Origin of the sequence: Roseburia sp. OF03-24 (genome assembly GCF_003463035.1) — a bacterium.
Lineage (GTDB): Bacteria > Bacillota > Clostridia > Lachnospirales > Lachnospiraceae > Roseburia > Roseburia rectibacter.
The window spans coordinates 111,263-125,581 of record NZ_QSCK01000009.1 but is presented as its reverse complement, the minus strand read 5'-3'; the positions used below and the strand labels follow the sequence as shown (position 1 = coordinate 125,581).

The 14,319-nt window shown below is 35.6% G+C and carries 11 protein-coding genes and 1 pseudogene; all 12 read right to left on the bottom strand.

All coding sequences use genetic code 11. The features are described 5' to 3' along the window. Positions 1-102: 102 nt before the first annotated feature. Positions 103-783 (bottom strand): annotated as a pseudogene (locus DXA60_RS06365) (IS21 family transposase); the annotation flags it as partial. A 153-nt stretch (positions 784-936) separates the two neighbouring features. After that, a complete protein-coding gene (locus DXA60_RS19130; RefSeq protein ID WP_243006781.1) occupies positions 937-1,593 on the bottom strand; it encodes an AAA family ATPase in 657 nt (218 codons plus the stop codon). 62 nt (positions 1,594-1,655) lie between these two features. Beyond that, the gene (locus DXA60_RS19125; protein ID WP_243006780.1) at positions 1,656-2,060 is read right to left on the bottom strand and encodes an AAA family ATPase; all 405 of its coding nucleotides are present in this window, start codon (positions 2,058-2,060) and stop codon (positions 1,656-1,658) included. Continuing rightward, entirely contained in the window at positions 2,054-3,331 is a 1,278-nt protein-coding gene (locus DXA60_RS06355; protein ID WP_117920496.1) for a bacteriophage abortive infection AbiH family protein, read from the bottom strand. Before DXA60_RS06355 ends, DXA60_RS19125 begins: the two co-directional genes overlap by 7 nt. A 71-nt stretch (positions 3,332-3,402) precedes the next feature. After that, positions 3,403-6,564, bottom strand: a complete 3,162-nt coding sequence (locus DXA60_RS06350; protein WP_117920494.1) for an HD domain-containing protein — start codon at positions 6,562-6,564, stop codon at positions 3,403-3,405. A 116-nt stretch (positions 6,565-6,680) separates the two neighbouring features. Beyond that, the gene (locus DXA60_RS06345; RefSeq protein ID WP_117920492.1) at positions 6,681-7,346 is read right to left on the bottom strand and encodes a hypothetical protein; all 666 of its coding nucleotides are present in this window, start codon (positions 7,344-7,346) and stop codon (positions 6,681-6,683) included. A gap of 15 nt (positions 7,347-7,361) precedes the next feature. Then, positions 7,362-8,156: a MarR family winged helix-turn-helix transcriptional regulator gene (locus DXA60_RS06340; RefSeq protein WP_117920490.1), complete on the bottom strand. Its 795-nt coding sequence runs from the start codon at positions 8,154-8,156 to the stop codon at positions 7,362-7,364. Between the two features lie 72 nt (positions 8,157-8,228). Then, the gene (locus DXA60_RS06335) at positions 8,229-9,641 is read right to left on the bottom strand and encodes a hypothetical protein (protein ID WP_147345385.1); all 1,413 of its coding nucleotides are present in this window, start codon (positions 9,639-9,641) and stop codon (positions 8,229-8,231) included. Between the two features lie 291 nt (positions 9,642-9,932). Beyond that, complete coding sequence (locus DXA60_RS06330; protein ID WP_147345384.1) at positions 9,933-11,396, bottom strand: hypothetical protein; 1,464 nt, start codon at positions 11,394-11,396, stop codon at positions 9,933-9,935. A 66-nt stretch (positions 11,397-11,462) separates the two neighbouring features. Continuing rightward, entirely contained in the window at positions 11,463-12,107 is a 645-nt protein-coding gene (locus DXA60_RS06325; RefSeq protein ID WP_117920485.1) for a NeuD/PglB/VioB family sugar acetyltransferase, read from the bottom strand. Between the two features lie 12 nt (positions 12,108-12,119). After that, positions 12,120-13,292, bottom strand: coding sequence for a LegC family aminotransferase (locus DXA60_RS06320; RefSeq protein ID WP_117920484.1), 1,173 nt, complete (start codon positions 13,290-13,292; stop codon positions 12,120-12,122). 35 nt (positions 13,293-13,327) lie between these two features. Continuing rightward, a complete protein-coding gene (locus tag DXA60_RS06315) occupies positions 13,328-14,308 on the bottom strand; it encodes an NAD-dependent 4,6-dehydratase LegB (RefSeq protein WP_117920482.1) in 981 nt (326 codons plus the stop codon). Positions 14,309-14,319: the final 11 nt, after the last annotated feature.

Below are 14,319 nucleotides of genomic sequence, written 5' to 3'. Positions count from 1 at the left end.
ATGAATTACCGGAAGGATTTCGAACCAAAAAGAAGAAATAAAATGTGACGCCCTGATGGGCGGCATTTTTAAAAAGTCAAGGTACAGATGATTACGTACTTACGTTTCATTGATCTGCTGGTCTTTCCATCCGCCATTGTGAACAACTGCAGTTTTGCAGTTATCCGGTACGAGGATTCTGGCGACACCACCAAAATATTCGTACATATGGACATGTGCATTGATCCATGATTTCTGTTTCATGTCCAGAAATGCTTCCACGTATGCATACTGGCTGTAAGTCATTACACCGACAAATATGTATGCTTTGATGATTTCGCCGGTATCAGGATCAATGACTGTTGCAGGATCACCTGCCCAGTCAACTTCAACCTGTTCACCGGGTTTACGGTTGATATGCATGGTAGCACGATGCTTCTGCTCATCCTGTTGGATGTGATAGCAGAACTGTGAATACATGAGTGGTTCTTCACCGTTGGCACGGCAATCCTCCATGTATTCCGTCCATAGAAGTTTTTTGCTTACACCGTTGCGAAGCAGCTCCTTGCGGATGTAATCATAGTCAGGCATCCGTTTCTGAGGATGATTGTTTAATTGGGGATAAAATAATTTTTCAAGTACTTTGTCTGTTTGATTGTCTTGTAAAGGCCAGCACAGATTCAACTCCTGTGCTCGCTTCAAGACTTTAGCGACAGTATTTCTTGAACAAGGAACACTTAATGCAATGTTCCGGTTACTAAATCCCAAGCCAGCTAATCTTAGGATTTCACGGTATTTGGTCATTGTAGCGACCTCCTTATAATAGATTTACACAATGTTTGTGTATGAATCTATTATAAGACAGTGTGGCTCAACCGTACCGGAATGATGGCTCACTATAAAACGGAAGCGTGGCTCAATCGCACCGGACAGGTGGCTCAATCACCCCAAGATTATTCACTCCCCACTGATATACATTTTTTCGAGATTATGTCCTTCTCTCAATTCTCTTTCTGTGGCATTGCAAAGTGAAGTCAATGTACCTGTTCTGGATAATATAAACAAGCAATCCGGTCTCATAAGTCTGTTTGTCATTAAATTCGTATTATGAGAAGTCATAATAATCTGACATTTAGGATATTTTTTCTTGAGAAAATTCATCACATTTTCGGACATTTCATAATGATAAAATGCATCAAACTCATCCAGATATATAAAAGATGGAGTCCATGCTTTTGGAATCAATCTACGATACATATCAACTAATGCCAGTGTTCCACTTGAAACAGTTTCATAAAAAGGTACTAATTTTTCATGAGAAAAATACAATTCTCTTTGTCCATCCGGCAGTTTTTTTAATACCAGCTTACATATAATCCCCATACCATTCAGAAAATCTTCTAAATCTTTTAATCTGTCTGGTTCTTCTAAAGCTTCATAGAAACTATCCTTCACTCTCATAGGAGAATATGCCATAACATTACTTGCTGAAATATCTGTCATTCGTCTGACATAACTTCCCAACTTTAATAAAATAGAATCATTTTCCAACGCTACATTGCTAATCAACCATCTAAGAAACGGTAATACAGGTTCCGGGATTTCATTTTCCATGCCTTCCAAATCCATAGACTGTATATATCGATCTATATTAGCGCTCTCAGCATTTATATAATTCAGGTTTTCAAAATTATATTTTTTTGTTCAAAGTCACATTCAAAAATGAGCTGATTATCAATTATCAATTTTTCTTCTTTTAAATCCTGATCCGAAAATTTAGCATACTGGTATACTAATGTCTGTTCTCCAAATTTAAATTCATAAGTAAATCTCGCAGAATCTTCTGTTGAATCAGCATTTAAAATTTCCCGTTTTCCCAGATAGTATCCTATGCCAAGCATTGTTTTTTTTATATCCGTCAATGCTCTGCCCAAATTTGTTTTACCCGTTGCATTTCGTCCATAGATCAGCATTTTACTGATAATTCCATCTGTAATGCAATCCTGACTAAATTGATACCCTGAAATGCCCTGAAAATCTATTACTATTTCTTCTTTAAAGTTCTTATAATTTTTTAACATTCTCTCTGCTGTTTAAATTCTATTGTCTTACTTTTTCCACCTGTTCTTCGTATCAGCTCATCCTGTCCTATAATCTTAACAAGATTCGCTATCTGCTGTCCCATCACATCCCGATTGAGATAAAATATTGTGGTATATACATTCTCATTCAGGATAAGTTCTCTTAAAATATCTTTATCTGTTATATCAAGGGAATGTCCAAAAATATATACGTTATGCATTTTACATTTCTGATCTCGAACTGCTGATGCCTGCAAACGATGCATCATACATTGTACATCATTCCCCACATATTCATTTGCCCGATTGATTATTCTCTCCTTTTCCTGTAAAAAATCATCATATTCTTCCCGAATTGTCTCCACCCAATCCTTATATTTACATCCAGTCTCTTTATAAATTCTCTGATAAAATTTCTTAAAAGCAATAAACTCTGTTTCCCGGTCTTTTCTTTCATCCGTAAGATACTCATCAATCCCAAGAACCATATTATTGTTTTCCACGGTATTAAAGAGTTTTGCCTTGCCATGGATATAATCAATGCTATTTTGTATCTGCTGTTTATCCACATAAAGCCGTTCATATGTATTGGTATAATTAAAAGACAACACTTTACAATATTTTATCTGCTCCTCCCCGTCTGCCCCTTTAACATTTTCTTTTACAATTTCCTGTATATCCGGTAAAACACAACTACATTCCTCTTTTTCCACATAATCCGTCAGATAAATTTCTAATGCCCGAATCAATTTATTCAGATCATTGTATAACCGGTCTCTGATTTCTTTATAGGTAATGCTTTCACCTTTACCATGCGTCAATGCACTTGCAGTTCTCATAGCTGCCGTATATTTAGAATACTTTTTGTGCAAAAAAGGATTGGATAAATCCTGCATTTTCTCCGACAATTCACTTTTTTCCCCATCCTTAAAAAACATATCCTGATCAAGAGACTGAATTACTTTGCTTATCTCGTTTTCAAAGTCAATCCAATTTTCCTTCTGGTACATCGGATTCTGAAGAAAATATTCTATCCATATATTATCTTTTACGAGCTGTTCTAACTCTTTGCAAAGCTGCTGTTCGTTAAAAATAAGATGATCGATATATTTATACACAGTCTTTTCAGTATTCTTTAATTCTCCCTGCTGCAATATCTGCGGTGTATTGATAATATTTAAGAAACGCTCAACAAATCCAAGAAAATCATTATATCTTGTAGGCAGCTTATGAGCCAGATCAAATCCATTTCCAATCACAAGTATATTCATCGAATTATTCTCCAAAATATCTTAAAAGTTCAATTTTATCGCCTAATAACTGAGTAGAATACTGCTTATTTTTACATTACAAAATAACCTCCAAAAACATCTCCGCTATTTGGAACTCCGCTATTTCCGATATTTTTTATTATAATTTTAGTAACCTCCTTAAACCTTTCATCTTCCAAAAGTTTTAATTCATCCTGCCAGAGTTTTTGATACATTTCTTCCAGATCGCCTGTTGAATTATTACATTCGGCCAAAATATACTTTAAATTATCCTGATAATCTTTCGACTCAACGATCTGTGACAAATACCTGTCACAGCAATTCACTATATATCCCCGCTCCAACAATTCATTTTTCAGTAGTGTCTGAATTTCTGTATTAAGCTGCATTTCAACTTGTTTTTCAACTGTATGTCCATATTTTCTGATTCCTAAATTGATATAGGTCTGGAGATTTTTATATTCTGGCCATGCATATATACATCTTCGATTTGTAAATAAAAACTTTAAAAACTGTTCCAGTTTAAAGAATGAATCTCTTTCATAAGGATCGTTATTTTGTCTAAGAAACGGCACCGCCACACATACTTCATATAAAATATCATTTATATTATATATAAACTGTTTTTTTATTTTATGATTCAACGGATGATCATAGTCTCTATTATTCCGCATATTAAGCAGTATTACATTGGGTTCTTTCATAATATCTGTAAATTTCTTATCCGTTACTTTGCTTGTACATGCAACATCATCCTTTTCATCATATCTTCTAACAAAGAAAAGTTCTTTATCAATCAGTTCATATGCAGTAGGACAAAATTCATTTTTCTGATTTTCTTCATTTTCAAAACATTGATATCCCCCAATTATCAAACTCTGTAATTCTTTTTTATATTCCTCACTTAATTCCTGAAACCTGTACCCATATCCTCTTGCCTCCTGATACACAATAAGTAGCAAAGAGGGTTTTATAATTTCATGTCTCGTCAAAAGGTCATCTACCACATGTCTTATAAAAATTCCCGATTCCTGTCGTATCAAATCATCCAACTGTGATTTAAATTTTTCTTTTATTCCTCTTCTTTCAAGTGTCAGAACATCCTCCGAATTACCCGACAGCAAATTAATACTATAATCCAAATAGCTGTGAAATCTATCCCTGCCAGATTCATAACCATGATCGAAATCAGATTCTATATACGAATTTTTATAAAAAATTGTCCGCCCGTAATTAGAGTAACTTCTAAGTTTCTCTCTTGAACTTAATTTGTTTTTATCATCATGATTTGAACATAAAAATGCATTAAATATACAACAATGTTTTCTATCAAAATAACGATAGCTAATACTCGATTCCATACATATGATTTCTAAATAATCGTTTTTCACAAATAATTTATCTGCAAACAAACTGTCATATTGTAATATTATTTTGGGCACATATTCAGCGAATTCTTTTACCTGATTTTCAATAATTACCGGTATATATTCTTCCTTCTGCTGCTGCATTTTTATTGCAGGAATCTCTGAGTCCAGATTATTTACCTCTGACACCAGACTACGATAAATCAATTCCTCTCTTGGACGTACTTTAAATCCAAAATCATTTATTCCAAGATCTTCCTGTGTAAAGTAATTCTGATTTAAATAAACGATCAACGTCGTACCAACAAAATTACGTTTTTCACAATCAGATACTGTAATATAGCCTCTGCCATCTTTTGCATTTTGAAATGTGATCTTTTTTGTTTTCTCAGATTCTGTCCTTGTGATCATTTCAAATTCATCTGCCACTATAAAAATAGACTGCAGACCTATTCCAAATGTACCGGAAGGTCTGAAAAATTCCGGCATTGTGTGTATAAAATTCCTTTCGTCATCTGATTTTCCTTCTACGCTCGCAATTCTTTTAACATCATCCTTACTGATTCCAATCCCCTTGTCTTCAATCACAAATTTTACTCTTTTATTCTCAATCGATAATGTCACATGAATTGCAGAATCATTTATGATCTCTTTCCCCTCATGAACCAGCCATTTTAAAAATCTGTCATCTTTATTTTCCTTGTCTCCATCATATTGCTCTAAATATGTCAGATAGATCCTTTTCATGGTAGCATCTACGGCATTTTGTATAACTTCCCTGACAAACACATATTTACTTTTGTACAGATTTGTACCACCTAATAGCTTCAATGCGTGCTTTGTCGAAATTTCAAATTTCAAATCTGCAAATTCGACCCATTTTACATCATTGTTTAATAAAATTTCAGATTCATTTAAATATGGAGCTCCTGCTATTTTCTCTGGTGCTATCTCACTCCAATGAACACTCATAAATTCAGTACTTTGTCTTATCCAGTCGATCCAGTCACGCATTGCCCTGTAAACCTCTAAAGATTTACAATTTGACTTTATTTCAATCATCCCGTTTTTCACTAAAAAATGCGTAATACTTTCATGTTTTTCTTTGTGAATTTCTGACAGTTTCGGCATTGGTGCTGCCACTCTCAAAAACTCTTTGTCAAACCTTCCGGTATCCATATCAAGCAGATCTCCCAAAGCTAACAAAGCAGCATCAAAGCGCGGATGTATATAGTCATCGAAAATACCATTTTCCTCGTATGGAAGATCCATCACATCAGAAATACCACATCCATGCAAACGGCAGACTTCCGCTAAAATATTTCTCATTCTGATTCCAAATAGTTTTTCCAGATCTCCATTCTCCAGAATTTCTTCTGCGCTTCTTTTTGCATGTTCAGCACGAAAGTTTTCCTCAATGACATAAAGAACATCCGAATATACATCCAATGCAATCACATCTTTTTTTACTTCCGGGAAACGCAATAGACGTTCTGCAATATCTGCCAAATCCTCCTGCTGGGAGCTTGTATATTTTTTTAATGTTTCTTTCCACTCATCCGATGTCATTTTTTCATGGATCATTTCATATGAGACAGACATGCTTATATCATGTGCATAGGCAGCTACACATAACACCAAAAGATCCGATACTGACAACTTTTCAATGTTATCCCTGCCGAGAAGCATACTCAGATACTTGATAATATTTGCTGAATGACTTGCATCATGAATACTGAAATGAGGAAAATATGCTGGAACTGTACGAAGTCTTTCGGTTAATGACTTTTTAATCTGACAATAAAGATAATACTTTTCCTGCATTTCTGAATTAACGGAACATATCTCTTTTAATCGATTTTCCATATATTGATTGCACCTCCCAAAATAGAAAAACTGCCATATCAACCCAATTTACATATAACATAAATTCAGCTAATATGACAATTTTATCTATACTTTCTCTTCTATCCCCTATATACCTAACTCAGATCTTTCAATATATTTATCACATTTTTTACTGCCCTGGTTTCATCTATATCTAATATAACTGCCAGTAAAACCGCCATTTCTTGTTCATTTTCACATGATTTAATGAGTTCTAATAACAAACTGCTTTTTTCTGTCCTTTGATCATATTCTGAATTAAGTATAAACGCCGCTTTCTTGATTTCAAGATTCTTTTCAGATATTATTTCTTTGAATTTCTCATTCTGCATCTTCAATCCATCATCCAGTTTAAAATAAGGAATCCTGTTATCTTCCCAAATTTTATACAATGCAAAAATTTTCTCTTCTTCTTTCTCAAACTCACTATCTGTTTTTACAATCTTATTCCATAATTCTTTATAAAACTCATCCTCTTCCAAATGTTTACTAATTAACTTATCAATGATTCCCTCTACCAGTTTTCCATACTTTTTTTCCAATTGATTAATTTCAGCTACTCTAAAATATTCATCCGCTTCTTGACTTTCCGAAGAATCAATATCATCCGCATTTTCCAAAAAATATTGAAATGCTTTATATTGGTTACCATCTTGCAAAATCATTCTATATATTGCTGCTGCAATATTATATTCTTCCCCTTTTACATCCTGCAAATATGAATTGCACTTTATAACAAATTCGCCGTCATATGTTGACATCTGTTTTCTCCTTTCTCAGGAATTACTAACTTTATTTTGGAATATATTGCCTGCATTTTGCAAAGTTAAACTATCGAACATGGAACTTGGATAATTATTAAAACTATCTTTTTTTGCTGCTGCCACCACCAAACCATAAATCTCTAGATTACCTCTCTGCATGACATTATCAAATTGTGTCTCTTTAAAAACTGGAGTTTCCTTTTGAACCTGCATCGAACCTATACTTAAAGCTGTAACTGATGTTTCTGCCTGAACCTCCTTTTGATTTTCCTCTTCCTTCATATTTTGATAAAGTTTTTCTCCCGTTTCCAGCAAATAATAATGTTTCTCTCTTCCTAAATGGTTATATGTTATAAATTGATTTTTTATCATCCCGGATAGCGTCTGCGTCAATAATGATGCACTCATTCCTCCCTTATGCGCCAACTCCTTGTGCATAATTCCCGGTTTAGCCGAAATTTCCTTAAAAATCCATTTATATTTGATATATGAATGTACTAAATCAGATAAGTCACTTCTTCTTTTAGTTCTTGCTATTTTTTTCTTCATTAACTTTGAAGTTCCCCAAATACTTCCGAATAAAAAAGCTTCCTCTTTCGATATCTCTTCAAATTGACGAAAGTCCCATATCTCCTCTATATTTTCCATAAGTTTAATACAAGGAGTTGGTAATTTATCTGCCTGATCTTCCAAAGCATCTACCAACCCCTCTATATATATATGAACCATTTCTTCATCAAGATGTTTCTTATTACATATCAATTGTAAAATTCCTTTTGAAATATTTCTCAAACGACTTAATCCCATATCACATTCCTCTAAATTGTTTAGACATAGTTTATTATATTATATAGTTATTATGTATTAAATGCAACGTTTTTAATCCAGATAAACATGTTTTATTTTTCTTATCAATTGACCTTTTTGAACTGATTCTGTCAAAAAATCACACTCCACCATGAATAGACAGCCTCCTTCCTGACACTTTTCTGTACATTTGTTTTTTTCTCTGCATAGCATCTTCTCCTTTCCAATTACCACCGAACCTTCTTTATACGGAAAGACTGCGATTCCATTTTCTTCTTTAAATCCTTTAAATCCTTTTATTTCTAATGATTCACAACAATTACAAACAACGCTGCACGTATGATAATTAAAATTGACTACTTCTTTTAATTGTTCGCGAAATCCTTTATGAACCGACGGACTCCATGCGGGCACAAGCAAAAATTGAGGTTTGAATATCTCCGTCATTCTTTTTGCCCCCTCCCGGTTGGATATATCTCTGCAAATGGCAACCATAATTTTCCCAATCCCATCAATATCTACCATGATGCTTTCTTTTCCTGGATTTGCAAGTCCTTCCATCATTGGCCTGTTTTCATTCCTTAAATTAGAGAATTGTTCACACTTATATTGTTTTCCAAACTCCATTCCATCAAATCGATACAAAACCGATACATTGTTGTCATCCGCTGTCCATGCTGTTCCTGCAATGACTAAAAATAAATTTTTCATCTTTTTCGGATTATTAAGCGTCTGATCTCTCAGGTATTTTTGTATCTCATCCTGTATACTGCTGTCACAGATATATTCAGGAAAAATGATGATATTGGCACGTTCTTTTATAGCTTTTTCCAGTAATCTTAATGCCCAGTTCACACCATTGCTCTTATGCCAGTCATTGTATACAACACGAAAAGCCGCACCTGTTATCGCAGGAAATTCTAACATTTTTTCTCTTGAAAAGGGAATCACTGCAATTTTTAATTTCTTACTTTCAACTATTTTCTTTTTCGTCAAATCACTGTCTCTGATTCTCATCTGAACAATCTTCAAAGGCTCTGCATTTTCTGGCAATTCACTTTTTTTCAAAATATGCAGATGATTCAATTGTTTTCGTATTGTTTCGCTTTCAATCGTATCTCCAAAATCCAATTCATATGCTGCCTGCTGCAATAAATCATGATTTATATTCAAACAAACATATGTGTTTTTCTGATATCCCTTATTTAACGGACCCGACTCTGTAATTATGTCTCTTTTTTCTGGAATATACACATTGACTGCCATTAAAATAAAAAACGGTATCGTTGCATTATTTAGCTCAGTGTCCCCAAAATCTTTCATGTTATTTTCTATTTTCTCAGATAATTTGGCTATTTTCCCGACACATTGATCAAACATCCAGCCTTTATCTTCCTGATTTCTTAATATCTTTCTAACATCATCCTGAAAATGCCCTAACTTCTTCAGATTTACATTAGAAACAGATGTATTTTCATTTTCCAATATATAACATGCAATAAAATTCGCCTCATTCGATACATGATCCATTAAATAATCATAGCAAAACGATACCATATCATATACATTTATCAGTTCCTCTGCTTCACATTTTAACTCACACGCAAACATCTTCATCCCACCTAATTTATAAACTTCCGTCTACAAATCGACTTATCTTTTCCGTATATTTATTGCACTTTCGATTGCATTTGTAATTTGTTTTATTATAACACAGGGACTCCCATCTTGGAAGTCCCTATTACTACACCATGTAAAAATCCGCGTAAAAATGTTCTAAGCCACACCAACGCATCCTAACACCTTCACGCCCTGCTCACCAAGCAGCCGGATCTCCTGTTCGATTTCCTTATAGGCAGACACACCAACCTGCTCGATCAGCACTACATTATGAATCTCGTTTGCACTGCGCATAGACTTCATATCATAGCAAACATTTCCACCAATCATAACTTTTATACCCGTTTTGGAAAGAGCCTCCGATATCTTATCACGCAACTGTGAATCTAATTTTTCCCACTCACTTCCGGTAAGGTAGATTTGCTGCAAGCTATCATTTTTGCAAACCAGCTCAATATTAGAAGCAATCATCTCAAGCTGTTCATCCTCTGTCATCTGTTTCCGGTTACGATTTTTTAATTTAAGAAGAAATGCATCAATTCCTGTTTTTTTACTGGCAGTCTGAACCGATCCAAACAGACGCACTCCATAAACATCAAACACCTCTGCTGTATTCTGCAGTCTGCCAGCAAATAATACCTGACATACACTCCACATAGCGGATAAAATAACGCCAAGAGCAAAACCTAATACTAGGTATTTTGTGCTAAATCCCGGTTTAACAGGTTCCACAGGTGTGGCATTTGTCATACTGCCCTCATCTGTTTCTTCCTCGTCTATCACCGCATCTCCAAGTGCCTCCAACTGTGCATTGGACATTCCGGTTTTTAACGTTTTCAACTGATTTCGGTAATTATTGACCATAGTCTGGTAATCCTGCTGTGCGTTGATCAGCTTATCATCTGTACGTACTGTAGTTTCTTCTGAAAGTAATTTCAAAGAATGACTTCCAATACTTTTAGAGAAAACCGGAGTCTGTGCATCCAATGAATCCTTTACAACTTCTGCAATATCAGATAGCACGGATGCATCCGGATATGCTACTTCCACACTGAAACTTTTGCCTGATAAATCTGAATCCACGCTGATCAGTTCTTCCACATACCGGATTTCATCACTCAGTGATAATTTATCAATCATCTGCTGCGCCAGATCGCTGTTCTGTGCATAATTTCCATAAGCACTCACCAATGCATCCGTATAATTTACACTGTTATCCTCTGTGTAATTAAACGTATAATCGGAATCAACATAATACTCCATGATCAATACATTTTCTTTATACGCATTCAGATTCATATAAATAGAATTCTGCATATACAGACGGCTTCTGTCTAACAGACTCTGTAAAGATTTTGCATCATTTATCTGTTGCAGCTCCTCTGCAGTAAACTCAGCTTCATTTACAGAATCCTGCTCTCCTGATTCAATTGCAGCAATCTGCTTCTGATACTCTGCACATGCAGAATTATAAGCTCTTTGTGCCTTAAAATGATAACCAAACGGCAGTAAAATCGCAAACAACACTGCAAACGCAAGCAAGCGTCTCCAATCCTGCACGATTTTCCACAACAAATCCTGCAAGGCTACCTCTCTTTCAAATACTTTTGTTGATTCCATATCATATTCTCCTGACATTTTTGTTTTCTCAAACAGCTTTCTATAACTCCCATTCATAGATTGGGCTTATAAATTTCTAGTGGGTACACCAACTGCTTTACAATCATCAGCAATATTTCGGATGACAGCACTGCCAGCTCCAACCACCACGTTCTTTCCTATCTCAATTCCCTGAATAACATGTGTCCCCATACCAATATCACTGTTTTCACCAACTCTTACAGCTCCAGCAAGTGCAGCTCTCGGACTAATTGTAACAAAATCGCCAATTATTCCATCATGACATATCATACCCCCTATGTTAACAAATACAAAATTGCCAATTTTTACATTTGTAGATATGCAGCATTCCGTACTGATTATACATCCCTGTCCCATTTCAATATCTTTACATACCTGTGCACTTCCAAGTATAAGTGTTGGAAATTTTATAAATTCATTTTTCTTTAATTTCTGCACAATTTTTCTGCGTAACCCAGGATTTCCGACCGTAATGGCAACATTGATTTCGCTCTTTTGCTCCAATAACCACATATCATCCCCTAAATACGGACAACATATGCCACTGACATAACAATCTTCATTTCCTTCCGCTTTTTTATTATCCACATATCCAAGTACTTTCCATTCTTTGGCATTCTTTCCTTCATATATCTGCCATAAAATTTCTCGCATGCAGCCGCCTGAACCTACCAACACGATATTTTCCATAGTTCCTCCGTTTTATCTGCCGCATATCTCCTTTACCAAAGCAGCAACATACTCAATTTCTTCCGCTGTGATCTGCGTACTACAAGGCAGATTAATAATGCACTGACTAAATTTTTCTGCCTTTTCCACTTCAAATGCCTCCGACATCTGATATGGTCTCTGTTGATGGATCAGTCCCCAAATTGCTCTCGTCTGTACTCCTTTTTCCTGTAATTCAGAAATAATACGGTGTAATCCATCCTGACTTTTGATGTTAAACAGTTCTAACGCATAAAACCAGCAATTTGAACGTGTTCCTTCACGAAATGTCAACAACCTTCCCCACTGGAAATCTGCCAACAATTCTTTATAAAGATTATAATTATTATTTTTACGTTTTATAAACTCGTCAAGTTCCTCAAGCTGTGCCACACCAATTGCTGCCTGTACATTTGTCATTCGATAATTATACCCTATTTCATGATGAATATAATAATGTACATCATCTTTTGCCTGTGTGGAAAGATAACGTATATGCTCTACTTCAGCCGCATTTCTTCCGGTTACAGCACCACCGCCGCCTGTCGTAATAATTTTATTTCCATTAAACGAATATGCACCAAAGTCACCAATTGTTCCCGCGTATTTTCCGTTATATTTTCCTTGTGTGTAATGTGTACCAAGTGCCTCTGTTGCATCTTCAATCACCTTTAAATGATATTGCTCCGCAATCTCCATAATGGATTCCATATCCGCCAGATTACCAAATACATGTACCACCACGACCGCTTTCACCTGTTTTCCAGAAGCCTTATGTATACACTTATCATCCTGTAACTCACATTCTGTATCACAGAACTTTTTTAACTTAACTGGGTCCATACACAAACTATCATCACAATCCATAAATACTGGCTCTGCAAACTGATATCGAACCGGATTAACTGCTGCAATAAATGTAAGTGTAGGAACGATAACCATATCTCCAGGCATAACTCCACACTCAACCAATGCCAGATGTAATGCTGCTGTTCCACTCTGACAAGCTGCTACCTGAGGCACCCCAAGATACTGCTCTAAACTTTCTTCCAGTTTCGTAATATATGCGCCACCGGTTGATACCCAGCCCTGTGCTACTGCATCATTTACATATTTTTGTTCATTTCCCTCAAAATTAGGGATTGATAATGGAATAAACTTGCCCATGTTACCCTCCTGCTTTATATCTGTACTTTTTCACTTTAAATATTATAAATATCGGCTTTATATGCATTCATATGTTCACGCATCCATGCTATCGTCTCAGCAATTCCCTGTGCAAATGTGTACTGCTGCTTCCAGTCTGTGAGTTCTTTTATTTTTGCATTTGCACCAAGCAGACGATTTACCTCACTTTTTTCAGGACGTAATCTCTGCTCATCACATACGATATGTGCCTTTGGATTAATCTGGGATATAATTTCCTCTGCCAGCTCTCCAATTGAAATTTCCTGCTGCGTTGCAATGTTGATTTCCTGTCCAATCGTTCTATCCGATTCTGCAATTGCAATAAATCCTGCAGCTGTATCCTTTACATAATTAAAATCTCTGGTCGGAGTCAAAGAACCCAGTTTTATCTCTTCTTTTCCAGCAAGCAGCTGGCTGATAATAGTCGGAATAACAGCTCTCGCTGACTGTCTTGGACCAAACGTATTAAATGGACGTACAATAGAAACCGGAAGATTAAAACTTCTGTAAAAACTTTCTGCCAGTCTGTCTGCACCTATTTTGGTTGCAGAGTAAGGTGACTGTCCCTGATATGGATGTTTCTCGTCAATCGGAACATATTGTGCTGTACCATATACCTCTGAGGTTGACGTCACAAGAACCCTTTCTGTTCCAAGATCCCTTGCAGCCTGTAAAACATTTAAAGTACCTTTAATATTGGTATCCACATAGGAGTCCGGTGAATGATAGCTAAACGGGATTGCGATCAGTGCAGCCAGATGAAATACGCCATCCACACCTTTCATTGCTTCGCGCACACCGTTTGGATCTCTGATATCTCCTGTAAACACCTCAATCTGATCCAGTTTCTCTTTTGGAAGTGAATCTAACCAGCCCCATGTATTGAAAGAATTATAATAAGCAAATGCTTTTACTTCATATCCTTTTTCCAATAAACTCTCCGTCAGATGGCTTCCAATAAATCCATCCGCACCTGTTACTAATACTTTTTTCATTGTTATTCCTC

What these genes read in the sequence shown, in the direction of transcription:
- DXA60_RS06340 (WP_117920490.1), bottom strand. Translation starts at nt 8,156, where the DNA reads ATGGGATTAAGTCGTTTGAGAAATATTTCAAAAGGAATTTTACAATTG.
- DXA60_RS06345 (WP_117920492.1), bottom strand. Translation starts at nt 7,346, where the DNA reads ATGTCAACATATGACGGCGAATTTGTTATAAAGTGCAATTCATATTTG.
- DXA60_RS06325 (WP_117920485.1), bottom strand. Translation starts at nt 12,107, where the DNA reads ATGGAAAATATCGTGTTGGTAGGTTCAGGCGGCTGCATGCGAGAAATT.
- DXA60_RS19130 (WP_243006781.1), bottom strand. Translation starts at nt 1,593, where the DNA reads ATGGAAAATGAAATCCCGGAACCTGTATTACCGTTTCTTAGATGGTTG.
- DXA60_RS19125 (WP_243006780.1), bottom strand. Translation starts at nt 2,060, where the DNA reads ATGTTAAAAAATTATAAGAACTTTAAAGAAGAAATAGTAATAGATTTT.
- DXA60_RS06355 (WP_117920496.1), bottom strand. Translation starts at nt 3,331, where the DNA reads ATGAATATACTTGTGATTGGAAATGGATTTGATCTGGCTCATAAGCTG.
- DXA60_RS06330 (WP_147345384.1), bottom strand. Translation starts at nt 11,396, where the DNA reads ATGGAATCAACAAAAGTATTTGAAAGAGAGGTAGCCTTGCAGGATTTG.
- DXA60_RS06350 (WP_117920494.1), bottom strand. Translation starts at nt 6,564, where the DNA reads ATGGAAAATCGATTAAAAGAGATATGTTCCGTTAATTCAGAAATGCAG.
- DXA60_RS06320 (WP_117920484.1), bottom strand. Translation starts at nt 13,292, where the DNA reads ATGGGCAAGTTTATTCCATTATCAATCCCTAATTTTGAGGGAAATGAA.
- DXA60_RS06315 (WP_117920482.1), bottom strand. Translation starts at nt 14,308, where the DNA reads ATGAAAAAAGTATTAGTAACAGGTGCGGATGGATTTATTGGAAGCCAT.